Source organism: Pseudomonas sp. 50_B (assembly GCF_017491625.1).
GTDB lineage: Bacteria > Pseudomonadota > Gammaproteobacteria > Pseudomonadales > Pseudomonadaceae > Aquipseudomonas > Aquipseudomonas danubii.
On the sequence record NZ_JAFGYX010000031.1, the window covers coordinates 22,502 to 45,372 of the forward strand.

At 63.9% G+C, this 22,871-nt stretch carries 21 protein-coding genes; 12 read left to right on the forward strand and 9 right to left on the reverse strand.

What is annotated here, in order from left to right:
* Positions 1–14: 14 nt before the first annotated feature.
* From J5M73_RS28450 to J5M73_RS28465, 4 genes are all read left to right on the forward strand, one after another.
* A complete protein-coding gene (locus J5M73_RS28450; RefSeq protein WP_102861724.1) occupies positions 15–1,457 on the forward strand; it encodes an amidase in 1,443 nt (480 codons plus the stop codon).
* A gap of 85 nt (positions 1,458–1,542) precedes the next feature.
* Complete coding sequence (locus tag J5M73_RS28455) at positions 1,543–2,313, forward strand: IclR family transcriptional regulator (protein WP_102861521.1); 771 nt, start codon at positions 1,543–1,545, stop codon at positions 2,311–2,313.
* 100 nt (positions 2,314–2,413) lie between these two features.
* Positions 2,414–2,995 (forward strand): YceI family protein, encoded by a 582-nt coding sequence (locus tag J5M73_RS28460; RefSeq protein WP_102861522.1) that lies wholly within the window; start codon positions 2,414–2,416, stop codon positions 2,993–2,995.
* A gap of 1 nt (position 2,996) precedes the next feature.
* Positions 2,997–4,154 (forward strand): phosphatidylserine/phosphatidylglycerophosphate/cardiolipin synthase family protein, encoded by a 1,158-nt coding sequence (locus J5M73_RS28465; RefSeq protein WP_102861523.1) that lies wholly within the window; start codon positions 2,997–2,999, stop codon positions 4,152–4,154.
* 231 nt (positions 4,155–4,385) lie between these two features.
* Here J5M73_RS28465 and bglX read toward each other — a convergent pair whose 3' ends face one another.
* Complete coding sequence (bglX, locus tag J5M73_RS28470) at positions 4,386–6,677, reverse strand: beta-glucosidase BglX (RefSeq protein WP_102861524.1); 2,292 nt, start codon at positions 6,675–6,677, stop codon at positions 4,386–4,388.
* A gap of 399 nt (positions 6,678–7,076) precedes the next feature.
* Here bglX and J5M73_RS28475 point away from each other — a divergent pair, with 399 nt between their 5' ends.
* The 5 genes from J5M73_RS28475 (at position 7,077) to J5M73_RS28495 (ending at position 11,461) form a co-directional block, all read left to right on the forward strand.
* On the forward strand, positions 7,077–7,685 hold the full coding sequence (locus J5M73_RS28475) for a LemA family protein (protein ID WP_102861525.1): 609 nt from the start codon (positions 7,077–7,079) through the stop codon (positions 7,683–7,685).
* Positions 7,685–8,635, forward strand: coding sequence for a TPM domain-containing protein (locus J5M73_RS32125; protein ID WP_102861526.1), 951 nt, complete (start codon positions 7,685–7,687; stop codon positions 8,633–8,635). The genes J5M73_RS28475 and J5M73_RS32125 overlap by 1 nt, the downstream gene beginning before the upstream one ends.
* Positions 8,636–8,668: 33 nt before the next feature.
* The gene (locus tag J5M73_RS28485) at positions 8,669–9,427 is read left to right on the forward strand and encodes a TPM domain-containing protein (RefSeq protein ID WP_207816688.1); all 759 of its coding nucleotides are present in this window, start codon (positions 8,669–8,671) and stop codon (positions 9,425–9,427) included.
* Between the two features lie 29 nt (positions 9,428–9,456).
* Positions 9,457–10,074, forward strand: a complete 618-nt coding sequence (locus J5M73_RS28490) for a TPM domain-containing protein (RefSeq protein ID WP_060837908.1) — start codon at positions 9,457–9,459, stop codon at positions 10,072–10,074.
* A gap of 169 nt (positions 10,075–10,243) precedes the next feature.
* Complete coding sequence (locus J5M73_RS28495; RefSeq protein ID WP_207816690.1) at positions 10,244–11,461, forward strand: SAM-dependent methyltransferase; 1,218 nt, start codon at positions 10,244–10,246, stop codon at positions 11,459–11,461.
* Here J5M73_RS28495 and J5M73_RS28500 read toward each other — a convergent pair.
* Positions 11,449–12,363, reverse strand: a complete 915-nt coding sequence (locus J5M73_RS28500) for a DMT family transporter (protein ID WP_102861529.1) — start codon at positions 12,361–12,363, stop codon at positions 11,449–11,451. The two genes, J5M73_RS28495 and J5M73_RS28500, sit on opposite strands and share 13 nt — an antisense overlap.
* Positions 12,364–12,617: 254 nt before the next feature.
* Here J5M73_RS28500 and J5M73_RS28505 point away from each other — a divergent pair, with 254 nt between their 5' ends.
* Both J5M73_RS28505 and J5M73_RS28510 read left to right on the forward strand, forming a co-directional pair.
* Positions 12,618–13,199: a DJ-1/PfpI family protein gene (locus tag J5M73_RS28505; RefSeq protein WP_102861530.1), complete on the forward strand. Its 582-nt coding sequence runs from the start codon at positions 12,618–12,620 to the stop codon at positions 13,197–13,199.
* A 14-nt stretch (positions 13,200–13,213) separates the two neighbouring features.
* On the forward strand, positions 13,214–13,519 hold the full coding sequence (locus J5M73_RS28510; RefSeq protein WP_102861531.1) for a ribbon-helix-helix domain-containing protein: 306 nt from the start codon (positions 13,214–13,216) through the stop codon (positions 13,517–13,519).
* A gap of 402 nt (positions 13,520–13,921) precedes the next feature.
* Here the strand turns inward: J5M73_RS28510 and J5M73_RS28515 are convergent, their stop codons facing one another.
* From J5M73_RS28515 to J5M73_RS28545, 7 genes are all read right to left on the reverse strand, one after another.
* A complete protein-coding gene (locus J5M73_RS28515) occupies positions 13,922–14,542 on the reverse strand; it encodes a hypothetical protein (RefSeq protein WP_102861533.1) in 621 nt (206 codons plus the stop codon).
* Between the two features lie 9 nt (positions 14,543–14,551).
* A complete protein-coding gene (locus J5M73_RS28520) occupies positions 14,552–14,842 on the reverse strand; it encodes a hypothetical protein (RefSeq protein ID WP_240321955.1) in 291 nt (96 codons plus the stop codon).
* A gap of 210 nt (positions 14,843–15,052) precedes the next feature.
* Positions 15,053–17,614: a TonB-dependent receptor gene (locus tag J5M73_RS28525; RefSeq protein WP_102861535.1), complete on the reverse strand. Its 2,562-nt coding sequence runs from the start codon at positions 17,612–17,614 to the stop codon at positions 15,053–15,055.
* A 120-nt stretch (positions 17,615–17,734) separates the two neighbouring features.
* Positions 17,735–18,697, reverse strand: a complete 963-nt coding sequence (locus J5M73_RS28530; protein ID WP_102861536.1) for a FecR domain-containing protein — start codon at positions 18,695–18,697, stop codon at positions 17,735–17,737.
* On the reverse strand, positions 18,694–19,242 hold the full coding sequence (locus J5M73_RS28535; RefSeq protein WP_102861537.1) for an RNA polymerase sigma factor: 549 nt from the start codon (positions 19,240–19,242) through the stop codon (positions 18,694–18,696). Before J5M73_RS28535 ends, J5M73_RS28530 begins: the two co-directional genes overlap by 4 nt.
* A 199-nt stretch (positions 19,243–19,441) precedes the next feature.
* Positions 19,442–21,025 (reverse strand): rhodanese-related sulfurtransferase, encoded by a 1,584-nt coding sequence (locus J5M73_RS28540; protein WP_207816692.1) that lies wholly within the window; start codon positions 21,023–21,025, stop codon positions 19,442–19,444.
* A complete protein-coding gene (locus tag J5M73_RS28545) occupies positions 21,022–21,651 on the reverse strand; it encodes a cysteine dioxygenase (protein ID WP_207816693.1) in 630 nt (209 codons plus the stop codon). The genes J5M73_RS28540 and J5M73_RS28545 overlap by 4 nt, the downstream gene beginning before the upstream one ends.
* A gap of 106 nt (positions 21,652–21,757) precedes the next feature.
* On the opposite strand from J5M73_RS28545, the gene J5M73_RS28550 reads away from it, so the two are divergent.
* Positions 21,758–22,645: a LysR family transcriptional regulator gene (locus J5M73_RS28550; protein WP_207816695.1), complete on the forward strand. Its 888-nt coding sequence runs from the start codon at positions 21,758–21,760 to the stop codon at positions 22,643–22,645.
* Positions 22,646–22,871 lie beyond the last annotated feature (226 nt).

Below are 22,871 nucleotides of genomic sequence, written 5' to 3' on the forward strand. Positions count from 1 at the left end.
AGCACAGCGAAGCAATGGCCAACGAGTCCATCGTCGAGTTGGATGCCTTGGCACTATCCCGGGCGATCCATGCGCGCGAGCTGTCCTGTCGCGAGGTGATGCAGGCTTATCTGCAGCAGATCGAGCGTTACAACCCGGGCGTCAATGCCCTGGTCTCTCTGTGCGATCCGCAGGATCTGCTGGCCCAGGCCGATGAGCGTGACCGGCAACTGGACCGGGGGCAGTCCATGGGCTGGATGCATGGCATGCCCCAGGCGATCAAGGATCTGGCAGCCACCGCAGGGCTGGCCACCAGCATGGGCTCGCCGCTGTTCGCCGATCAGGTACCCCAGGTGGATGCCATCAGCGTGGCCCGGGTCCGTGCTAGCGGCGCGATCATTGTCGGCAAGAGCAACGTGCCGGAGTTCGGCCTGGGCTCCCATACCTACAACCAGTTGTTCGGCACCACCGGCAATGCCTATGACAGCAGCCTGAGCGCGGGCGGCAGCAGCGGCGGGGCGGCGGTGGCCCTGGCCTTGCGCATGCTGCCGGTGGCCGATGGCAGCGACATGATGGGCTCGCTGCGCAATCCGGCGGCCTTCAACAACGTGTTCGGCATGCGCCCCTCCCAGGGGCGGGTGCCATTCGGCCCGACCCCTGAGCTGTTCGTGCAGCAACTGGCTACCGAAGGGCCGATGGGGCGCACGGTGGCTGATGTGGCGCGGTTGTTGAGCACCCAGGCCGGATATGATCCGCGAGTGCCCTTGTCCCTCAAGGACGATCCGGCGCTGTTGCAGGCGCCTCTGCAACGGGATGTACGTGGCCTGCGCCTGGGCTGGCTGGGTGATTACAACGGCTATCTGGCCATGGAGCAGGGCGTCCTGAGCCTGTGCGAAAAGGCCCTGGCCGACTTCACCCATCTGGGCTGTGAAGTGGAAAGCTGCCAGCCGGAGTTTTCCATGGCGCAGTTGTGGGACTGCTGGCTGGTGCACCGGCACTGGCTGGTCCAGGGTTCCCTGGGGCTGTTGCACAACGACCCGGACCAGCGCCGCTGGCTCAAGCCCGAGGCGCGTTGGGAAGTGGAGGGCGCGGCCAGCCTCAGTGCCGCGGACGTGTACCGCGCTTCCCAGAGTCGCAGCGATTGGTATCGCGCCTTGCTGCGGCTGTTCGAACGTTACGATTTTCTGCTGCTGCCCACGGCCCAGGTGTTCCCTTTCGATGCACGGCAGGCCTGGCCAAGGCAGATCGATGGGCAGGAAATGGACACCTATCACCGCTGGATGGAGGTGGTGATCGGTCCGACCCTGGCCGGCCTGCCCAGTATCAGCATTCCGGTGGGGTTCAATCTGGCGGGCCTGCCCATGGGCTTGCAGATCATCGGGCCGGCCCAGGCCGACCACGCCGTGCTGCAACTGGCCTATGCCCACGAACAACTGACGCACTGGGTGCGGCAACGCCCTCCGGGTAACCTGCTGTAACCAGGCAAATGCCGTTGATAGGGTTCTGAGGCCCGCATCTTGCTGGGAAAAACCTTTACCCATCTTCAGTCAGGGAGTTCGGACTATGGCCAGCAAGGTAGAAACCGGCAGCGTGCGTTCCGTGGAACGGGCCCTGGCCATCGTCGAGTTGCTGGGTCAGCACCAGGCCCTGGGCCTGGAGGAGCTGCACTACCTGACGGGCCTAGCCAAGGCCACGGTGTCGCGCATGTTGCTGACCCTGCAGGAGCAGGGCTGGATCTACCGTGGACTGAGCGACAGGCGTTATCGCCTGAGCGCCCGCAGCCTGTTCGGCGACAGCCGGCAACGCTTCAAGCGCCATCTGGTGGAGCAGGCGGCGCCCTGGATGCTGGAGTTAAGTGCACGCACCGGACTGGTCAGCGACCTGTCGAGTTTTGACGGTGAGCACCTTGAGGTCCTGGAAAGTGCTGTGCCTGCGGTGTTGCGCAAGCGCTACCCGAACAACAGCCGGATTGTCGGCCAGCATGCCAGCCTGTTTCATTCGGCCATGGGCAAGGCCTGCCTGGGGGCCCTGGCCAGTGATGAAGTCGAGCGTCTGGCCGAGCGTGAGCGAGTACCGGCCGAAGACCAGCAACAAGCTTGCGCCCAGTCCCAGCATCTGGGCTTCGGTCAGCGTACCGAGGGCCACTGGGAATATCCGGTACGACTGCCTTTTCTGATTCGTGCCGTGGCCCTGCCGTTGCAGGCCGAAGGCCGGGTGATCGGCAGCATCGCTCTGCATTGGCCGATGGACCTGAGCTGTGTCGAGCAGGTGCGCAATCGTCACTTGGGGTTGCTGGCCGACACCATCGAGCAATTGCAGAAGTCCATTGCCTGAACCATTCCCCGTCTGCAACGGCTGGGCCCCACTTGAGCGCGGTGTTTGCCAGCCCCCTGGCAGCCGGTTAAGGTGGCGCCTTCTGTTCACGGGAGCTTGCATGCGTACGCCGATCCGCCTTCTTATCAGCCTGCTCGGGGTACTTGCCCTGCCGGCCCAGGCCAACTGGTACCTGGACAACGAGTCTTCCCGGGTGTCCTTCGTGACCACCAAGAACGCCAGTATTTCCGAGGTCCAGCGCTTCCTGGTGTTGCACGGCAAGGTCGACGCCAAGGGCCAGGCCCGGTTGCAGATCGAGCTGGACTCGATCAGCAGCGGCATTCCCCTGCGCGATGAGCGCATGCGTCAGGAGCTGTTCCAGGTCCAGCAGTTTCCCGAAGCGCAGATCACGACGCAGATCAACCTGCGGCCGATCAACGACCTGGCCCCCGGGGCGCAGATCGAGCTGCTGTTGCCGGTCACCGTGGCCCTGCACGGCCAGGAACACACCTACAACGCCGAGCTGCTGGCCACTCGCCTGGATGAGCGGCGTTTCCAGGTGGTGACCTTGGAACCGCTGGTTCTCAATGCCGAAGACTTCAACCTGGCACCGGGCCTCGATAGCCTGCGCAAAGTGGCTGGCTTGTCGGCCATCAGTTTCTCGGTACCGGTGGGTGCGGTACTGATCTTCACGGCGCGCTGAAATGCGCGGAGCGGTGTTCCCCTGGCGTGAAGGCAACCGCTTCGAGCTGTTGATCGACGGTCCCCAGTTCTTTCCGCGCATGCTGGTGGCCATTGCCCGCGCCCGGCAGCAGGTGGAGCTGGAGCTGTATCTGGTGGAAGCCGGCGCCTGTGCCGACGCTCTGGTCCAGTCCCTGGTCCAGGCTGCCGAGCGCGGGGTGCGGGTGCGCTGTCTGTTCGATGACTATGGCAGCCTGGCTTTTACCCAGGCCTTGCGCCTGCGCTTGACCACGGCCGGTGTCGAGCTGCGTTTCTACAACCGCCTGAAGTGGCGCCAGGGCTTTCTCAATCTGTATCGCGACCATCGAAAACTGTTGTTGGTGGACCAGTCCCTGGCCGTGGTGGGCGGTACAGGGGTTACCGATGAGTTCTGGCAGCCCGAGGACAACAGCTGCGACTGGCATGAAGTGATGGTGGAGATCGCCGGGCCCGCGGTGCTGGACTGGCAAAGGCTGTTCGACCGCCAGTGGAGCGCCAACCTGCGCAAGGGCGCCTGGCGGCCCGACGTGGATTTCGGCCTGCCCCATCTGCCCCGTGTGCCTGACTCGGGGGCGGGCATGGGCCGGGTGGCTTATGCCGACTCGCGTCAGCATCGCGACATCCTGCATTCACTGATTCGTGCCCTGCACAGCGGCCAGCAGCGCATCTGGCTGGCCACGCCTTACTTCTTGCCGACGTGGTCGGTGCGGCGCTCATTGCGCAAGGCCGCCGCCCGGGGCGTCGACGTACGCCTGTTGCTGACCGGGCCGCACACCGATCACCCGGCCGTGCGCTATGCCGGGCACCGTTACTACCCGCGGTTGCTCAAGGCCGGCGTGCGGATTTTCGAGTATCAGCCGCGTTTCCTGCATTTGAAGATGGTGCTGGTGGACGACTGGGTCAGTGTGGGGTCGTGCAATTTCGACCACTGGAACCTGCGTTTCAACCTGGAAGCCAACCTGGAGGCCCTGGACCCGCCCCTGACCCACTCCGTGGCGGCGAGCTTCGAGGCGGACTTCGCCCAGAGTGAAGAGATCAGCCTGGCGCAGTGGCGCAACCGGCCGTTGTGGCGGCGGGTCAAGCAGCGGATCTGGGGTTGGGTCGACCGCCTGGTGGTCAACCTGCTGGACCGGCGCGGCTGACCGTCACGGCTGACATGGCTGGCTGTAGCCGCTGCCGGAGGCTGCGAACGAGCGCGAAGCGGTCGTGAGTCCGATGGAGGTTTGGCGGTAGATCGACAAGCAAGGTCCTGCGGACCTTTGCGCAGCCTCGCAGGCTCGGCAGCGGCTACAGATATTGCAGCGATTGTGGGGATTGCTGGGATTGCAGAAGGAGGCGGCCGGCGCAGGTCCTGCGCCGGCCGCTGACAGGCATCAGAGCAGTTCGAAGCTCTGTTGCTTGACGTCCTGGGAATCCAGGCCGATCTGTACATTGAAGTCGCCCGGTTCTGCGGCGTACTTGAGCTGGGCGTTGTAGAACTTCAGGTCATCCTCGGTGATGGTGAAGTGAATGGACTTCTCTTCGCCGGCCTTGAGCATGACTTTCTGGAAGTTCTTCAATTCCTTGATCGGGCGGATCATCGAGCCGGCCACGTCCTGGATATACAGCTGCACCACGGTTTCGCCGTCACGCTTGCCGGTGTTCTTCACGGTCACGCTGGCATCGAGCTTGCCGCTCTTGTTCAGGGTGGTGGAGGACAGTGCCATGTCCGACAGGCTGAAGCTGGTGTAGCTCAAGCCATAGCCGAACGGATACAGCGGGCCGGTGGTGTCGTCGAAGTACTGCGAGGTGTAGTTGCCCGGCTTGCCCGGCGTGAACGGCCGGCCAATGGTCAGGTGGTTGTAGTAGGTGGGAATCTGGCCCACGGAGCGAGGGAAGGTGATCGGCAGCTTGCCCGACGGGTTGTAGTCGCCGAACAGCACGTCGGCAATGGCGTTGCCGCCCTCGGTGCCGCTGAACCAGGTTTCCAGGATGGCGTCGGCTTGCTGGTTTTCTTCCAGCAGTGACAGCGGCCGGCCATTCATCAGCACCAGCACCAGAGGCTTGCCGGTGGCCTTGAGGGCCTTGATCAGCTCGCGCTGGCTGGCGGGGATGTGCAGGTCGGTGCGGCTCGAAGACTCGTGGGACATGCCACGGGACTCGCCCACAGCGGCCACGATCACGTCCGCCTGCTTGGCCGCCTTGACCGCTTCGTCGATCATCTGCTGCGCCGGACGCGGGTCGTCCACCACTTCCGGGGCATCGAAGTTGAGGAAGTTCAGGTAGTCCACCACCTTCTTGTCGGCGGTGATGTTCGAGCCCCTGGCGTACACCAGTTGGGCCTTGTCACCCAGGACGTTGCGCATGCCGTCGTACAGCGTCACCGACTGTGCCGGTACGCCAGCGGCGGCCCAGCTGCCCATCATGTCGATGGGGGCCTTGGCCAGGGGGCCGACCAGGGCGATCTTCGCGGTTTTCTTCAGCGGCAAGGTGTCGTTGTGGTTCTTCAGCAGCACCAGGCTGCGGCGGGCGATGTCCCGGGCGTCGCTGCGGTGCAGGCGGCTTTCGGCGTTGGTGTCGGCCGGGTCGTCCTCGGCCTTGCCGATGCGCACATAAGGGTCCTTGAACAGGCCCATGTCGTACTTGGCCGCCAGCACTTCACGCACCGCGTTGTCGATGTCCTTCTGCTCGATCTCGCCGGACTTGAGCAGCCCCGGCAGTTCCTTGCCGTACAGCGAGTCGTTCATGCTCATGTCGATGCCGGCCTTGATTGCCAGCTTGGCGGCCTCGCGACCGTCCTTGGCGACGCCGTGGCGGATCAGCTCGATGATCGCCCCGTGGTCGCTCACCGCCAGGCCCTTGAAGCCCCATTCCTTGCGCAACAGGTCGTTCATCAGCCAGGTGTTGGAGGTGGCCGGCACGCCGTTGATGGAGTTCAGGGCCACCATCACTCCGCCGGCACCGGCGTCAATGGCTGCGCGGTAGGGCGGCAGGTAGTCCTGGTACATCTTCACCGGGCTCATGTCGACGATGTTGTAGTCGCGACCGCCCTCTACTGCGCCATACAGGGCGAAGTGCTTGACGCTGGCCATGATGCTGTCCGGCAAGGCCGGGCTCTGGCCCTGGTAGGCATTGACCATGACCTTGGCGATGCGCGAGACCAGGTAGGTGTCTTCGCCGAAGCCTTCGGAGGTACGGCCCCAGCGAGGATCGCGGGAGATGTCCACCATCGGCGCGAAGGTGATGTCCAGGCTGTCGGCGCTGGCCTCCTTGGCGGCGATGCGCCCGGAGCGACCGATGGCGTCCATATCCCAGCTGGACGCCAGGGCCAGGCTGATGGGGAAGATGGTCCGGTGGCCGTGGATCACGTCATAGGCGAAGAACATCGGGATCTTCAGCCTGCTGCGCATGGCCGCGTCCTGCATCGGCCGGTTTTCCGGGCGGGTGATGGAGTTGAAAGTGCCGCCGATATTGCCCGCGGCGATTTCCTTGCGGATCAGCTCGCGGGGCATTTCCGGGCCGATGCTGATCAGGCGCAACTGGCCGATCTTCTCTTCCAGGGTCATGCGCTTGAGCAGGTCGTTGATAAAGGCGTCTTTGTTTTCCAGGGGGACCGGGGCAGATTCGGCCAATACAGGGTGACTGGCCAGGCTGACCAGCAGGCCCAGCAAACACAGCTTATTCATGAATAGTGTTCTCAAGGGCTCAAGACCGACGCATGAGTGACGCGTCGAACAGCCAAAATTTAGGGAGCGACTATTGTTGTTCAGATAAATCCAGCACACTTCAGGCCGTGTGAAAACCACTGCGTTCGGCAATACGGCGTTAAAAACAGGCTCGTGCGCGAGTCCGATCGGAATGCTCATGTAGGCTCCTACACTTCGCGTCCTCGCCTGTTTTTGCCTTGTCTTGCCTTCACTCGCGACGTTTTCACACCGCCTTATTTCTGAACTCTTTTTCGCGCTGGGCATCTTTTAGCCCATCAGCCCGATGCATTCCAGTGGCGCAGGCAGATTTTGCCCCACAGGATGTGTGAAAACGGGCAAAAGATTCTTTTCCATCAGGTTGTGCAAGGAGCTCCACCCATGAACATCACCCAAAGCCTGCGCTTGAGCTGGCCCGTCGCTGCCCTGTTGTTGCTTGCCAGCCTGCTCAGCGGCTGCGGCATCAACAACATTCCGACCCTGGACGAGCAGGTCAAGGCCGACTGGGGCCAGGTGCAGAACCAGTATCAGCGCCGCGCCGACCTGATCCCCAACCTGGTGGAGACCGTCAAGGGCTACGCCAAGCACGAGGAAGCCACCCTGACCGCGGTGATCGAGGCGCGGGCCAAGGCCACTTCGATCCAGGTGGACGCCAGTACCCTGGACAACCCGGAAAAACTCAAGCAGTTCCAGCAGGCCCAGGACCAGTTGAGCGGAGCCCTGAGCCGCCTGATGGTGGTGTCCGAGCGCTACCCGGATCTCAAGGCCAACCAGAACTTCCTGGCCCTGCAATCCCAGCTTGAAGGCACCGAGAACCGCATCGCCGTGGCCCGCCGCGACTTCATCCTCGCGGTGCAGAAGTACAACACCGAGATCCGCACCTTCCCCGGCCGCCTGTGGCACAGCCTGATGTACAGCGACCTGCCGGTGCGTGAATCCTTCGAAGCCACCAGCCCTGACGCCGACAAAGCGCCGCAAGTGAAATTCTGATGGCCCTCGGGCAGCGCGTGCTACGAGGCGCGCTGCTGTGGCTGGGGCTGGTGAGTGGCGCCGTACTGGCGCAACCCTCAGGTTCAACACCCATGGATGGGGTGCCGTTGCGTGCGACGCAGCCCTCTGTCCAGGTCGGGCCTGCACCGGCCACGGCCACGGCGACAGCGGCACCGATTGCAAGCCTGTTCCCCCCGTTGACCGGGCGTGTGGTGGACACCGCCCAGTTGCTGACGCCTTCGGCGCAGGTCTACCTGACGCAGATGCTCGAACGGCTTGAACAAAGCACCAGCGACCAGGTGGTGGTGGTCACGGTGCCGAGCCTGGGCGGCTACAGCATCGAGGAGTTCGGCCTGCAACTGGGCCGGCACTGGGGCATCGGCCGCAAGGACAGGAACAACGGTGTCCTGCTGCTGGTGGCCAAGGACGAGCGCCAGGTGCGGATCGAGGTGGGCTACGGGCTGGAAGGGCGGATCGACGATATCTGGGCGCACCTGATCATCAACGACTCGATCATTCCGTACTTCAAGGATGAGCTGTACTCCTCCGGGATCATTACCGGCACCACCTCCATCGTGCGTCTGCTGGAGCCCAACAGCACGCGGATGCTGGAGCATCGCTGGGTGGTGCAGAGCTGGTACCAGCAGATCGAATGGCTGTGGTGGTTCAAGCTGGTGTTTTTCTCGGTGTTCGTCGGCGTGCCGCTGGTCGGGCTCTTGCTCTACACGCGCGACGACGGTGAAGCGGCAAGCGCCGGGCGGCGGGACACCGGCGATGACTCGTCCAGGCGCGAGCCCAGGGCCGAGCGCGACAGCCGTGCGAGCAGCGGTTCATTCGACTGGTTCGACTCCAGCAGCTCCAGCTCCAGCTCCAGTTCCAGCTCGGATTCGGACAGTTTCAGGGGCGGCGGTGGCAGTTTTGGCGGTGGCGGGGCGTCTGGCAGTTGGTAGTACACGCGGACAAACATTAAGGATGAGGTGCTGATGCGACTCTATAAAATCGGCCTGGTGCTGTTGCTCTGGGTCTTCGCGGTCTCGGCCCAGGCCGAACTCAGGTTCCCTGCCCTGACCGGGCGGGTGGTGGACGACGCGCAGATGATCGAGCCGAGCGTCCGCGCCCAGCTGACTCGGCAACTGCAAGCCCACGAACAGGCCACCAGCGAACAGGTGGTGGTGGTGACCCTGCCGGACCTGCAAGGCGCCAGCATCGAGGAGTTCGGCTACCAGTTGGGGCGCCACTGGGGCATCGGCCAGAAGGACAAGAACAACGGCGCGCTGCTGATCGTCGCTCGGGACGAGCGCAAGCTGCGCATCGAAGTGGGCTACGGCCTGGAGGAGCGCCTGACCGACGCCCAGGCCTCGGTGATCATCAACCAGGTGATCACCCCGGCGTTCAAGACCGGGCAGTTCAGCAAGGGCATCAGCGACGGGGTTTCGGCCATGCTCCTGGTGCTCGGCGGCACGCCGCTGGACGAGCCGGCCACGGCCTACGACAGCGGCGGCGAGAGCAGCGACCAGGAGGATTTTGTCCAGCGTCACCCGTGGCTGTTCCTCTTCATGGTGCTGCTGTTCATCCTGGTGGTGATGGTGGCGCAGGCGCTCGGTTTCATCACCACCACCAGCGGTCGTGGCGGTGGTGGGGGTGGTTTCGGCGGTGGCGGTTTTGGTGGTGGGTCCGGCGGTGGCGGCTTCAGCGGTGGCGGCGGCAGTTTTGGCGGCGGCGGTTCCTCCGGCGGCTGGTAACTCAAAATAAGAAGCGGAAATCCAACGACATGGCATTACTCAGTGAATACGAACAACGGCAAGTGGCCGAAGCCATTGCCCGGGTGGAGCAGCAGACCGACGCCGAACTGGTGACAGTGCTGGCCGCCCGGGCCGACGACTACGCCTATATCCCGCTGCTCTGGGCCAGCCTGCTGGCGCTGGTGGTGCCGGGGCTGGTGCACTACGCCACCGGCTGGCTGAACATGCACCTGTTGCTGCTGGCGCAATGGGCGACCTTCATCGTGCTGTGCCTGGTGTTTCGCCTGCCGCGGATCACCACCCGGCTGATCCCGCGCTCGGTACGTCACTGGCGGGCCTCCAACCTGGCCCGGCGCCAGTTCCTCGAACAGAACCTGCACCACACCGTGGGCGGCACCGGGGTGCTGATCTTTGTCAGCGAAGCCGAGCGCTACGTGGAAATCCTCGTGGACGAAGGCATTTCCAAGCGTCTGGATAACAAGCAGTGGAACGGTATCGTGCGCAACTTTACCCAGCAGGTCCGGCAGGGCCAGACCCTGCAGGGCTTCCTCGACTGCATTGAGGCCAGCGGCGAACTGCTCAAGGCCCATGTGCCCCTGACCCAGGTGCGCAATGAATTGCCCAACCGCCTGGTGGTGCTCAACTGAGCCCCTTGGGGGCCGGCTTGCCGGCCCATGGCCCCTGAGCCTCGCACTGCCCTGGGGAGACGATTTTTTTACCGTCGGGTGAATAACTCCGTGCCCCGACGGGGTTTGCTCCCTAAAATACCCGCCACTCCCTGATTCACACCCCGCATCGCCCGAGGCACCTGCCCCCATGTCTGTGACCGCTCCTTCCGCCCGCTCCGCGCCGGATCATCACGCCCAGTTCCTGCAATTGCTCGACACCAGCCTTGCGCAGAACGCCTTTATCAAGCTGGTACTGGCCAAGCACGTGGGCCCGGAGGCGGACCTGCAACGCCTGATCATCAAGCAACTGACGGTCAAGGAGCAGCCGTGCCTGTCCTTCGTCTATCGCTACAAGACCCGCGACATCACCAAGAACTTCACCCTGGACGAAGGCAGCGCCGCCATCGCCGAGCTGCTGCCGGCTGCGTTCAAGAATGCCCACCTGCTGACCCTGACCGATGAAGTGCAGCTCGAATACAGCAAGAAGGGCAAGAGTTCGCTGTTCAAGGGCAAGCCGCAAATCCAGCGCGATGTGCCGTCCGCCGAGCACAACCGCGAGAAGAACCGCTTTCTCGACCTGAGCCGGCCTTTCCTGGCCGATCTTGGGGTGACCAACAAGCAGCACGAACTGATCCCGGCCATGTCGCGCAAGTGGAAGCAGATCAACAAGTTCATCGAGGTCTTCAGCCACGCCCTGGGCAGCTCGCCGATCAAGCTCGATCAGCCGGTGCGGGTCGCGGACTTCGGCTCCGGCAAGGGCTACCTGACGTTCGCCATCCACGATTACCTGCGCAACACCCTCAAGGCCGAGGGCGAAGTCACCGGCGTCGAATTACGCGAGGACATGGTGACCCTGTGCAACGCCGCGGCGCAGCGCCTGGAACACCCGGGCCTGGTGTTCAAGTGCGGTGACGTGCGCAGCGTAGCCCCCAGCCAGCTGGACGTGATGATCGCCCTGCATGCCTGCGACATCGCCACCGACTACGCGATTCACACCGGCATCCGCTCCGGCGCGGCGATCATCATGTGCTCGCCGTGCTGCCACAAGCAGATCCGCCTGCAGATCCAGAGCCCGGCGCTGCTCAAGCCGATGCTGCAATACGGTCTGCACCTGGGACAGCAGGCGGAGATGGTCACCGACAGCCTGCGGGCGCTGTTCCTCGAAGCCTGTGGTTATGAAACCAAGGTCTTCGAGTTCATCTCCCTGGAGCACACCAACAAGAACAAGATGATCCTGGCGGTCAAGCGCGCCGAGCCGGTTGACCCGACCCAGTTGCTGGCCAGGATCGAAGAACTCAAGGCCTTCTACCAGATCAGCGAACACTGCCTGGAAACCCTGCTCAAGGCCGATGGCTATCTCGGCTGAGGGTTGGTCAGCGGCGTGGGCAGCGGGGCGGCCGGGCGCACCGCGGTCTTGCGCCCCACGACCACGGTGAGGATCACGCCCACCGCGAACACCCAGGTAATGGGCTGCACCTGTTCATCGAAGAACAGCGCGGAAAAGGCGATGGTGAAGAAAATCTGCAATAGCTGTATCTGGCTCACTCGGGCAATTCCGCCCATGGCCAGCCCGGCATACCAGGCGAAAAAACCCAGGAACTGCGAGAACAGCGCAACGTAGCCGAAGGCCCACCAGGTCCTCATGGAAATCGCTCCCTGGTGCTGCGCCGCCAGGTACCACACCGGGCCGATCAGCAGCGGCGTGGACAGCACCAGGGCCCAGCAGATCACCTGCCAGCCACCCATCTCCCGCGCCAGCCGGCCACCTTCGGCATAACCCAGGCCGCCCACGGCAATCGCCCCGAGCATCAGCACGTCACCGGCCTGGATGCTGCCCGCGCCACTGAGCAGCGCATAACCCAGCACCAGCGCACTGCCCAGGGCGGCGCAAGCCCAGAAGGCCTTCGACGGCCGTTCGTGGGACAGCCACGCCGCATACAGCGCCACGCACAACGGTTGCAGGCCATTGACCAGGGCACCGTGGGACGCGGGCAGGGTCTGCATGGCCCAGGCCGAAAGCACCGGAAAGCCGAGGATTACCCCGAGAATCACCACGCTCAGGCCTTTGACCTGTTTCCAGGTCGGCCACTTCTCCCGGTGCCAGAGCAGCAGCAAGGCCGCCGGGATCGCCGCGAACAGCGCGCGGCCCAGGCCGTTGAGCAAGGGGTGCATCTGCTCCACCACGATCCGGGTGAAGGGCAGGGTCAGGCTGAAAATGATGACACCCAGCAGGCCGAGGGCCATGCCGGTGTTTTCGCGCGAGGACATGAGGGGCTACCAGAATTCGTACAGGGACACAGGAGCTTGCATCTAGCCATAAAGCCGGCCGGTGCGGCTGTTACAGCTGGCGGCAGAGTTGTCCGTACAGTTGGAAGGGGGCAGTTGCAGGCGACAGGCTGCAAGGCGTCCACTTACCGCTTGAAGCTTACCGCTGTAGTACCGGGTTATTACCCGGCCCGCGGGAATGGGGCTACCTTGAGTACTCCTTCTGCCCATGTATTTCCCTGATAGGAGTCCACTCCATGGCCGCGAAAAAGATCCTCATGCTGGTTGGCGATTACGTCGAAGACTACGAAGCGATGGTGCCGTTCCAGGCCCTGCTGATGGTCGGCCACCAGGTGCACGCGGTGTGCCCCGACAAGAGCGCCGGGCAGACCGTGCGCACGGCGATCCATGACTTCGAGGGCGACCAGACCTACAGTGAGAAACCGGGTCACCTGTTTACCCTCAACTACGACTTCGCCCAGGTCAGCTCCGCTGATTACGACGCCCTGCTGATCCCCGGCGGACGTGCTCCGGAATACCTGCGGCTGAACGAAAAGGTCCTGCAACTGGTCAAGGAATTCGACCAGGCCGGCAAGCCGATTGCCGCGGTGTGCCATGGCGCGCAACTGCTGGCGGCGGCGGGCATTCTCGAAGGCCGCGAGTGCAGCGCCTACCCGGCCTGTGCCCCGGAAGTGCGGCTGGCCGGTGGCACCTACGTCGATATCCCGGTGACCGAAGGCCACGTCCAGGGCAATCTGGCCACCGCTCCGGCCTGGCCGGCGCACCCCAGCTGGCTGGCGGGTTTCCTCGGCCTGTTGGGCACCCAAATCACCCTGTAAGCGAGGACCACGCCATGTGCGAGCTGTACGTCAAGGCCGACCCGATTCTCTACGAATCCCGTTCCCGCTCGCTGCGCATCTGTGGCGTGGTCACCACCTTGCGCCTGGAAAACCAGTTCTGGGACATCCTCAGCGAAATTGCCGAAGTGGATGGCATGACCACCAACCAGCTGATCGCCAAACTCTATGAAGAGGTCATGGACTATCGCGGCGAAGTGGTGAACTTCGCCTCCTTCCTGCGGGTCAGCTGCACCCGTTACCTGAGCCAGCGCCGCACCACCGCCCCCGATCTCAGCCTGGTGCGGCGCAACGCACTGTAGCCGCTGCCGCAGGCTGCGAACGGCCCGCAGGGGCGCGGGGGGCTGAAGGCCGCCGGAGGTTTGGCGGGCGATCGCCAAGCAAGGTCCTGCGGACCTTTGCGCAGCCTCGCGGGCTCGGCAGCGGCTACAGGGTCGATGCCGGGTCGGGATTTGTGTAGCCGCTGCCGCAGGCTGCGAACGGCCCGCAGGGACGCGGGGAGCTGAAGGCCGCCGGAGGTTTGGCGGGCGATCGCCAAGCAAGGTCCTGCGGACCTTTGCGCAGCCTCGCGGGCTCGGCAGCGGCTACAGGGCTCGGCTGATTTTGCTGAGGAAGCCAGGTGGTTCCGGTTCCGGGAGCACCGACAGCACTTTGAGGCGTTGCAGGTGTTCGCGAAGGTTCAGGGCCGCGGCAAAGGCTGAGGGCTAGAGCCCCAGGCGTGCCAGCTGGCGCAGGTCGGCGATCACCGCCGGGTTGCCGCCTTCGAGCACATCCAGGCGCATCTGCGCGATCAGCGATTTCAGCAGCTCGGTCTGGGTCATACGGGTGGCTTGCAGCAGGCGCGCGAGATCCTCGGCCACATAGTGGTTGACCTTCAGCGACAGGCGTTTCATGGCCGGCACGGCCGGCAACTGGCGGGCCTCGGCCTGTTCGGCCAGGTACGCGGCGAAGCCCTCATGCACCTGCTCCAGGGAAGAGGACGGAGGAGCGCTGAAGTAGTAGCTGAAGAACAGTTTGCGCATCTGCACCCCGGCGTCTTCGGCCACCGAGTGCATCGCCGCATCCAGCACATCGAGGTAGACCGCCGGCAGCCGCGCCTCGATGGAGGTCAATGACTGCTTGCGGGCTTCCTTGATCGCCGGCGTCGACTGGGGCGGGATGGCCACCACCGTGGCGCACAGGTCGCAGACCCCCACCAGGACCTCCCGGGCCTGGCCGTTGCCGTCGCTGAAAGGGACGTCGCGGCGGGTGTAGGTGATGCCCACGACCTGTTGGCAATGCTCACAAAGCGCCTTGCCCCGGTCGCCCTGCAGATAGAGTTTCATGGGTTGCCCTCATCGGTGAACGCTGATGAACCAGGTTTCTGGCTCGATAAAGTAGAACTTGATGTACCAGCCCGCCTTCTTCAGCACATGGACGGCAAGGTCCGGGACGCTGTGGTGGGCACTGCAATGGTGGTCGGAGCCCTTGCAGGCGCCGATGACCTCGATCAGTTGGCCAGCCGAAACCTCGCCAGTGGCCAGCAGGTTCTTGACCTCGATCGAACCGCGCGCGGCATGCACATAGTTACCGCTTTGTAGTGCATTGATCAGGTCCCGCCTGACCTTCCTGAAGCCTCTGTCCATGATGCGTTCTCGGTTGTACGACAGTCGTCGTACATAATCAATGGGACGTTGACTGAAAGCGCTCAACGGCCTTTCAGCGGTGTTCAGGGGGGAGTCGATCTTAGCCCGGCAAGCGCGGGCGGCAGGGCCGGGCTAACGGCTTGCAATACATCGGTGATGGCCAACGGCTGGCCTGCTGCGGTGCGTCCGATGCACCGCAGCCAGTGGCCGTCAGAAGAAGCGGGTCACGCTGATCTTGGCATTGCGCCCGACGCTGTAGGCGTTGTCGCCGCTGAGGGCCGGGCGGTAGTCGCGGTTGAACATGTTATCCAGGGTGAAGTTGACTTCGGTGCCCTTGAGATAGGCCTGCTGGGGCTTCCAGTTGGCGAACAGGCCCTGCACGTTGTAGCGATCATTGCCGTACTGGTCCCAGTAGGAATCACCCAGGCTACTGGCCGGGCCGCTGGGGTATTTGTCGCTGGGCAGGCGGTCGGTCTGGCGCACCCACTGGCCTTGCCAGCCGACCTGGGCATCCCACTGGGGAATCTTCACTCCCAGGGTCGCCACCCATTTGCGCGGCGGAATGTCCCGGGCCCAGACGTTCGGCCCCCAGGGGTTGGTGTAGGCGCCTTGGTGCTTGCCGGTGATCCACGAGTAGGACAGTGCGCCGAACAGGTAGGTGGAGTCGTAGTAGCTCTCGACTTCAAAGCCCTTGATGGTCAGGTCGCCGATGTTGCGATACACCGACATCGGCGACTCCTTGCACACCTGGGCGATGCTCTTGCCGGTGCTCAGTTGTTCCGCGCAGCCGATGCCGGTGGCCTTGAGGATCTCGTTGCTGATCTTGTTCTGGAACACCGTGGTGCGGATCTGCACGTTGTCGTTGTCGGTCAGCACCTTGGAGAAGTTGTGGAGGGTCCCCGCGCGCAGTGCGGTGATGCGCTCCGGGTCCAGGTTGCGGCTGGTGGCCGAGCGCGTGCTGCCGGGGGCCTGGACCTCGTACTGCTCGTCGATTACCGGTGCGCGCCAGGTCTTGCTGTAGTCGGCGAACAGCGCCAGGTTCGGATTGACGTTCCAGAACGCCGAGAGGCGCGGCGACCAGCCGGTGTAGGTCTTGTCGCCGTAGTCATGGCCGTCCTTGGGGCTGGTGCTGTTGTACAGCGGCGCGTCGTTTTGCTCGCCACGGTTGCGCACGTGGTCGTAGCGCAGCGATGGAGTCAGGGTGAAGTCCCCCAGGGTTATCGCGTCCTGGATATAGAAGGCGTTGTTGTCGACCTTACCGTGGGGCATGAAGCCCGGTTGGTAGTGGCCGTAGTTGTATTTGGGCACTTCATAGGTCTTGCCCGGCATCCACATGTCCACCTCACGGGTGTGCTTGCGGATCTGCGCACCTGTGGTGAAGGCGTGTTCCAGGGGACCGGTGCTGAAGCGGCTGATGTTGGTCACTTCGAGGATCTTGTCCTCGTAGCCCACGGTGATCTTGCGCCCGCCAGTGACCGGTTGATAGAAGGCGGTCGGGCCGCGCTCGTCGGTCTGGTCGGTCTTGGAGTTGGAGTACTGGACCTTGAGGTCGACCCAGGGGTTGTCCACCGGCTGGTACTCGTACTTGGTCAGCCAGGTGGTGTCGATGGTGTTGCGCTGGGCCAGGTAGCGCTTGGTGGCGCCGTCATAACCGTACTTGTCGATGTTGGCCTTGCTGGGCGGCGCTGGGTAGGTCTTGGCCGAGAAGGGCGCCCAGATGTCGCTGTTGGAGCGCATGTAGCTGAATCCCAGGCGATGCTCGTCGGTCAGTTGCATGTTGAACTTGTAGAGTTCGCCATCCAGGTCCTGAGCGGTGTTGGGCTGGCGCTTGGGGTTGATCAGGTACTCGTTGCGCGGATCGGGAATGGAGCTGGCCAGCTTCATGTCGTCGCCGTCGCGCTTGGTCCAGTAGGCCAGAGCGTCGAAGCGATGGTCATCGGAACGGCCATACACGGCCGAGGTGTAGGCCTGTTGATGGTCGTTGCTGCTGTAGCCGTACTTGACCATGGCGCCGACATTGCGCCCGTCCTGCAACAGGTCCGGGGCATCCTTGGTCTCGGTGTGCACGGTGCCGCCGAAACCGCCGTTGCCGGTCTTCGGCGAGTGCGGGCCTTTCTCCACTTCAACCCGCCGGATCAGTTCCGGCTCGATGAAGATCACTCCCTGCTGGTAGCGCTCGAAGCCGCTCTTGGTGGCGCCGTCGACGGTGATCGGCACGTCTTCGGCATCCCCCAGGCCCCAGATATTGATGGTCTGGCCGCCGGGTTTCAGCGAGCCGCCCAGGCTGACCCCGGGCAGGGTGTCGATCAGGCTGACCACGTTGTTGGACTGATGGCGATCGATTTCCGCCTGGTTCAGGGTCGAGCGGCCAACGCTGGCGGCGTCCACCTCGGTGCCGTTGCCGATCACGCTCATGGCCCCCAACTGCAGGGCCGAACCGCTGCTGAGGCTGGTCTCGGCAGGGCGCACGATGTAGGTGTTGTCGACCTTCATCAGATTGAACTGGCCGTTCTGCAGCAGGGCGCGGATCGCCTCTTCCGGGCTGTAGTCGCCTTGCAGGGCCGGGGCCTTGGCATTGCGCAGCAGTTGTTCATCGAACAGCAGCTGGATTTTCGCCTGCTGGGCGATCTGGCTCAGGGAGGCGGCCAGAGGTTGCGCCGGCAACTGGAAATGCAGCGGCCCGGCATGGGCCTGCAGGCTGAATGCCAGGCAGGCGGCGAGCAGGGTCGGGCGGGTACGGACTAACGGAACAGGCAAGAACGCGCGAAACATGACTTCCCCCAGAGCGGCTTAAAGGCCAAAAAGGCGCTGCGGACAGAGCGCAGACAGGAGGAAGACGCGGCAGTGAAAAAAAACCTCATATGCGAATGCAAAATATTCTCATATAAAAAATTAGCGGGCTTCGATCTTCAGCTGACCGTTGGCCTGGACCCGGGTTTTCACCGGGATCAGGGCCGGTAGAGCCTTGACCAGGGCATCCGGATCGTTGACGTCGAGGTTGCCGGAAACCTTGTAGGCACCCAGCGGGCCCTCGGCCAGTTGTACCGGTTGCTGGCGGTACAGGTTCAACTCGTCCACCAGACTGGCCAGGTCGCGGTTGCGAAAGGCCAGGCGCCCGCTGCGCCAGTCGGCCACCTCGTCGCGGTCCAGGGTTTGTTGGCGCAAGGTGCCTTTTTGCAGGTCATAGGTGGCCTGTTGCCGAGCGCCCAGCAGGGTCAGCTCCCCGGGCTTGCCGTCCGGGCTGAAGGCCACCTGGCCGTGGGCCACGCTGACCACCAGTTGGCGCTGGCCGCGCCGCACGTCGAAAGCGGTGCCCACCACCCGGACCTTGGCCTCGCCACTGTGCACCCACAGCGGACGCTCCTTGTCGGCGGCGACTTCCAGGTACAGCTGGCCCGCCTGCAAGCAGATGTTGCGCTGATGGGCGCTGAAATCGACGCTCACCTGGGTATTGGCATTGACGTACAAAGTGCTGCCGTCCGGCAGCTTGAAGGCTCGCGCTCCCTGTTCCTGGGCCGCGATCTGCTGCCGGTAGGGGGCCTGGGGCGTGCCCAGGTTGGCCGCCAGTACCGCGCACAGCAAAGCAGCGGCCACTGCCAGGGCCGGGCGCCAGAGCGGCGCCTTGCGCCGGGGGAGTGGCACCGGGCGGCTCAGTTGTTGCAGCTGCGCCAGGTCGTCCCACAGCTCCTCGAATTCGGCGTAGGCCCGGGCATGGGCCGGTTCACTGACCCAGCTCTCGAAGGCCTTGCGCGTGGCACGGTCCGGATCATTGCGGTTACGGGCGAACCAGCTGGCGGCCTGGGCATCGATCTGCTCGCTGTCGAGGTCGTCGTGAGTGCCGGGAAAGCGGGTCATTCAGGCTGCTCCTTGCCATTTTCTCGTTGTAGGTGCTGCTTGCAGTGCAGCAGGGCAAAGGCGATGTGTTTCTCCACCATGCTCACGGAAATCCCCATGCGTTCGGCGATCTGCGCCTGGCTCAGCCCTTCGAAGCGGTGCAGCATAAGGGCTTCGCGGCGGCGCGGCGAGAGTTGAGCGAGGACTTCTTTCAATTGTTCCAGGCGTTGCAGGCGCTGGGCGGCGGGCAGCGGCTCGTGCTGTTCGTCGGCCAGGGGCTCGCTGTCGAAATTTTCCTCGTGGCGGGCCTCGTGGTGCACCTTGGAGCGCACTTGCTGGCGCCGCCAATGATCGCGCAACAGATTGCGCGCCATCTGGAACAGGAAGGCCCGGGGCTGCTCGACCTGGGCCCGATCACGGTAATCGAGCCATTGGGTGAACACGTCCTGGGTCATGTCCGCCGCGTCGCTGGCGTTGTCCGTGCGTTTACGCAGGAAATGCAGGATGTCCGCATAGAACCCGCGAACAGAGTCCGCCGACGCAGAGTCGGTCTTGGAGCGAGACATGGATATCCTTCTTGACGACGCGGTGAGCACAAGGTCGCGAATGATATCGAGAATTATTGCTATTTGTCACTTGAGCAGATTGACGATCAACCGGCACCGCCTACGCGTCCGAAATACCCCTCTTCGCCGGCAAGCCGGCTCCTACAAGGGGAAGCAGGCCTGTAGGAGCTGGCGTGCCAGCGAAAGCCCCCACTAAGGCTCAGATCACGAAAAAACCGTGGGTGCCGTCGCGCCGCAGTTGTTCTACCAGACCAAACTCCCAGTCCAGGTAACCCTGCATGGCTTCCCTGGGGTTGTCGGTGCCCTCATAGGGCCGGCGGTAGCGGTCGATCCGTGGCGCGGCCAGTTGCTGGCGGCTTTCCTCCAAGGGCAGGCCGGCGTCGATCCAGGCCGCGGTGCCACCGCTCAGGAGAAACACCGGACGCTGGGTCAGGGCCTGCAATTGCGGCACCACAAAGCGCGCCAGCAGACTGCTGCCGCAGGTCAGGACAAACCGCTCGGGCTGGGGCAACCGGGCCAGGGATTCCTGCAGTTGGCTGGGCAGGGCCCACCAGGCGCCGGGGATATGACGTTGCACGTAGTTGGCGCTGGCGGTGAAATCCAGGACCAGGGTGCCGGGTTTCTCTAGCCAGGCGGCGAGGGTCCGAGGGCTGATTTCTTCGGCCGGCGAGGTATCCGGCAGCGGCGCCTGCCAGGGACCGCGCACGCTTAAGTCGCTGTCGCGCAGGCCGTCGAGTACTGCCACCTGCCAGCCCATCTGGGCCAGCCAGGACGCGCTCATGTTGGCGCGCACGCCGTCGTTGTCCACCAGCACCAGGCGCGCACCGCGAACGCTGGCGAAGTGATCGGTTTCCTGCACCAGTTGTCCCCCGGGCGTGGAGCGAGCTCCCGGCAGGTGTCCGGCGGCGAATTCCTCCGGAGTGCGTACATCGAACAGATAGCTGGTGCGCTTGGGATCGGCTTGCCAGCGCCGCCATTGGGCGAGGTCAATGCGTGCCACGTCAGCCCGATCCGCGACCGCCCGCGCTGCTGTTTGCGCCTGCGCCCGCTGGTCCTCATTCACCGCCTTGAACCGGCGGTTCTGGCCGTGCTCCAGTTTCTGTCCGGCCAGGGTCCAGCCGATGGTGCCGTTGCGCAGCGCCGCCACCGGATTGGGAATGCCGGCGTTCACCAGGGACTGTGTGCCGATGATGCTGCGGGTGCGTCCGGCACAGTTGACCACCACTCGGGTGCGTGGATCGGGGGCCAGCTCACGCACCCGCAGCACCAGTTCGGCGCCGGGCACGCTGGTGCTGCCGGGGATGCTCATGGTCTGGTACTCGTCGAAGCGCCGGGCATCCAGTACCACCAGGTCGGCCTCTTGGTCGAGCAGCGCCTGGAGTTCTTCGGCGGCCAGGGATGGGGTATGACGTTCGGCTTCCACCAGTTCGCCAAAGGATTTGCTGGGGACGTTGACGTCCTTGAACAACTCGCCACCGGCGGCGCGCCAGCCCTCCAGGCCGCCTTCGAGCAGGGCGACGTCGCGGTAGCCCAGTTGCCCCAGGCGGGTCGCGGCGCGCTGGGCCAGCCCTTCGCCCTGGTCATAGAGGGTGATCGGGGTGTCGCGCCGGGGGATGCGCGCGTAGACCTCCAGCTCCAGTTTCGACAGCGGGATATTGGCCGCGAACAGCGGGTGGGCTTCGGCGAAGGGCGCCTCTTCGCGGACATCGATCAGCGCCAGTTCCTGGCGCTCGAGCAGGGCCTGACGGATCTGCGCCGGGCTGCGGGTAGGGAAATCGGTCATTGCAGGGGCTCCTTCGACAAGTCCCAGAGGTTAGGCAGCAAGCGGTTGGAGTAACCGGAGACAAAGGGTTTCTCGTGACCTTCGGCGGTGTACACGGCCCGTCGTACCGCGCCGATGTTGGCGCCGTACACATGGATGCTGATGGACACCTGGTCGGCGTAGGCGTTGCTCACCTGATGGATGTCGCCAATGCGCGGCGACACCGCCTCCACTTGCCCCGGTACCAGGCGAATCGGAGCCCCCGCAGGTTGCAGGCGGCCGTCCGCCAGGCGTTCGAACCCCTGGGAGTCTTCGGCGCCGCGGAGCATGCCGATCAGCCCCCAGACCCGGTGATCGTGGATCGGCGTGCGCTGCCCCGGATCCCAGACAAAGCTGACGATGGAGAAGCGCTGGCGCGAGTCGGCATGCAGCAGGAATTGCTGGTAGCGCTGTGGGTCCGGCTGGGCGAAATCATCGGGCAGCCAGTCGTCCTGGCTCACCAGGCGCTGCAGCAGGTTGGCGCCGTGCTCCAGTATCCGGGCCTCGTCGGGATGGCCGTCCAGCAGCTCGGCCAGGGCGGCGATGAAGTCCCGCAGGCGGGCGAAGTTGGGTGTATCGATAGCGACTGTTGCGGCGTTGTGGGGCATGGGCTCCCTCCGTGGACACAAGGCAAATGACGCGAACTACACGGGCGAGCTAAAAGGTATTATTCTTCTCGAACATTTTTCCAGTCATTTATTATGCGAAAAAAGAATGAAGATAGATGATCTGAACGCGTTCGTGGCGGTGATCCGCTGCCAGACCATCAGCCAAGCGGCCGATGCCCTGCAATTGACCCAGCCGGCCATCACCCGCCGGGTGCAGAATTTCGAGGAAGCCCTGGGGGTGGAGTTGCTGGACCGCAACACCAAGCCGCTCAAGCCCACCAGCATGGGCTTGCGGGTTTACGGCCAGTGCCTGGAAGTGCTGCGCAGCATCGATGCCCTGAACGAGCTGGTGGCCAATGACGGCGCCCCCAGCGGCGCCTTGCGCATTGGCGTGCCGCAGACCATTGGCGACGTGGTGCTGCTGGATGCCCTGAGCCAGTTGAAGAACCTCTATCCACAGTTGCAGACCTCGGTGGCCACCGGCTGGGGCAGCCACCTGCTGAGCAAGGTCGAGAACGGTGAGCTGGACGTGGTGGCCGCGCTGTTTCCCGCCGGCAAGGTGTTCCCCGAAGGGGTGGTGGGGAGCTCCCTGGGCAGCATGAACCTGGTGGTGGTGGCGGCCAAGGGCGAGGTGCGCAAGCGCTCGTGCAAGCTGGCCGACTGTTACCAGCGCGGCTGGGTGTTGAATCCCGATGGCTGCGGTTTCCGGGCCGGCCTGCAACGAGCGTTGAGCGCCCAGGGCCTGACCTTGCAGATCAACCTGGAAACCTTCGGCACCGAGCTGCAACTGGGGCTGATCGCCAATGGCCTGGGTTACGGTCTGGTGCCGCTGCCGCTGCTGGAAAACAGCAGCCACCGGGACAAGCTGGAGATCGTCCCGGTCAGCGACTTCAAGCCGGTGATCGACCTGTGGCTGATCCACCCGCGCTTCCTCGGCAACCTGCAGGAGCCGGTGAGTCTGTTCGGCGAAATGGTCGCCGCTCGCGTCGGCTAGCCACGGGTGCGGCGCCAACCGGCTGCGTAGGAGCTGGCTTGCCAGCGAAGGTGCTGGCAAGGGCGGCACAAGGCTCAACGGCCTTTTCGCCGGCAAGCCGACGTCTACGGGTTTATCCTTTGTTTGCATATATATCTATTTGCTGAATGCAATTTTTGTATATTAAGTTAGAACCAAAACGAATTTCACGGACGTTTTTTATGTAGTTAGCATGGGGCTCGAACGC

Excerpts from the sequence above, each read along its gene's own strand:
- J5M73_RS28490 (WP_060837908.1), top strand. The coding sequence starts at position 9,457 with ATGGCATTACTCAGTGAATACGAACAACGGCAAGTGGCCGAAGCCATT.
- J5M73_RS28505 (WP_102861530.1), top strand. The coding sequence starts at position 12,618 with ATGGCCGCGAAAAAGATCCTCATGCTGGTTGGCGATTACGTCGAAGAC.
- J5M73_RS28475 (WP_102861525.1), top strand. The coding sequence starts at position 7,077 with ATGAACATCACCCAAAGCCTGCGCTTGAGCTGGCCCGTCGCTGCCCTG.
- J5M73_RS28455 (WP_102861521.1), top strand. The coding sequence starts at position 1,543 with ATGGCCAGCAAGGTAGAAACCGGCAGCGTGCGTTCCGTGGAACGGGCC.
- J5M73_RS28450 (WP_102861724.1), top strand. The coding sequence starts at position 15 with ATGGCCAACGAGTCCATCGTCGAGTTGGATGCCTTGGCACTATCCCGG.
- J5M73_RS28485 (WP_207816688.1), top strand. The coding sequence starts at position 8,669 with ATGCGACTCTATAAAATCGGCCTGGTGCTGTTGCTCTGGGTCTTCGCG.
- J5M73_RS28540 (WP_207816692.1), bottom strand. The coding sequence starts at position 21,025 with ATGACCGATTTCCCTACCCGCAGCCCGGCGCAGATCCGTCAGGCCCTG.
- J5M73_RS28530 (WP_102861536.1), bottom strand. The coding sequence starts at position 18,697 with ATGACCCGCTTTCCCGGCACTCACGACGACCTCGACAGCGAGCAGATC.
- J5M73_RS28465 (WP_102861523.1), top strand. The coding sequence starts at position 2,997 with ATGCGCGGAGCGGTGTTCCCCTGGCGTGAAGGCAACCGCTTCGAGCTG.
- J5M73_RS28515 (WP_102861533.1), bottom strand. The coding sequence starts at position 14,542 with ATGAAACTCTATCTGCAGGGCGACCGGGGCAAGGCGCTTTGTGAGCAT.
- J5M73_RS28550 (WP_207816695.1), top strand. The coding sequence starts at position 21,758 with ATGAAGATAGATGATCTGAACGCGTTCGTGGCGGTGATCCGCTGCCAG.
- bglX (WP_102861524.1), bottom strand. The coding sequence starts at position 6,677 with ATGAATAAGCTGTGTTTGCTGGGCCTGCTGGTCAGCCTGGCCAGTCAC.
- J5M73_RS28495 (WP_207816690.1), top strand. The coding sequence starts at position 10,244 with ATGTCTGTGACCGCTCCTTCCGCCCGCTCCGCGCCGGATCATCACGCC.
- J5M73_RS32125 (WP_102861526.1), top strand. The coding sequence starts at position 7,685 with ATGGCCCTCGGGCAGCGCGTGCTACGAGGCGCGCTGCTGTGGCTGGGG.
- J5M73_RS28535 (WP_102861537.1), bottom strand. The coding sequence starts at position 19,242 with ATGTCTCGCTCCAAGACCGACTCTGCGTCGGCGGACTCTGTTCGCGGG.
- J5M73_RS28525 (WP_102861535.1), bottom strand. The coding sequence starts at position 17,614 with ATGTTTCGCGCGTTCTTGCCTGTTCCGTTAGTCCGTACCCGCCCGACC.
- J5M73_RS28545 (WP_207816693.1), bottom strand. The coding sequence starts at position 21,651 with ATGCCCCACAACGCCGCAACAGTCGCTATCGATACACCCAACTTCGCC.
- J5M73_RS28460 (WP_102861522.1), top strand. The coding sequence starts at position 2,414 with ATGCGTACGCCGATCCGCCTTCTTATCAGCCTGCTCGGGGTACTTGCC.
- J5M73_RS28500 (WP_102861529.1), bottom strand. The coding sequence starts at position 12,363 with ATGTCCTCGCGCGAAAACACCGGCATGGCCCTCGGCCTGCTGGGTGTC.
- J5M73_RS28510 (WP_102861531.1), top strand. The coding sequence starts at position 13,214 with ATGTGCGAGCTGTACGTCAAGGCCGACCCGATTCTCTACGAATCCCGT.
- J5M73_RS28520 (WP_240321955.1), bottom strand. The coding sequence starts at position 14,842 with ATGGACAGAGGCTTCAGGAAGGTCAGGCGGGACCTGATCAATGCACTA.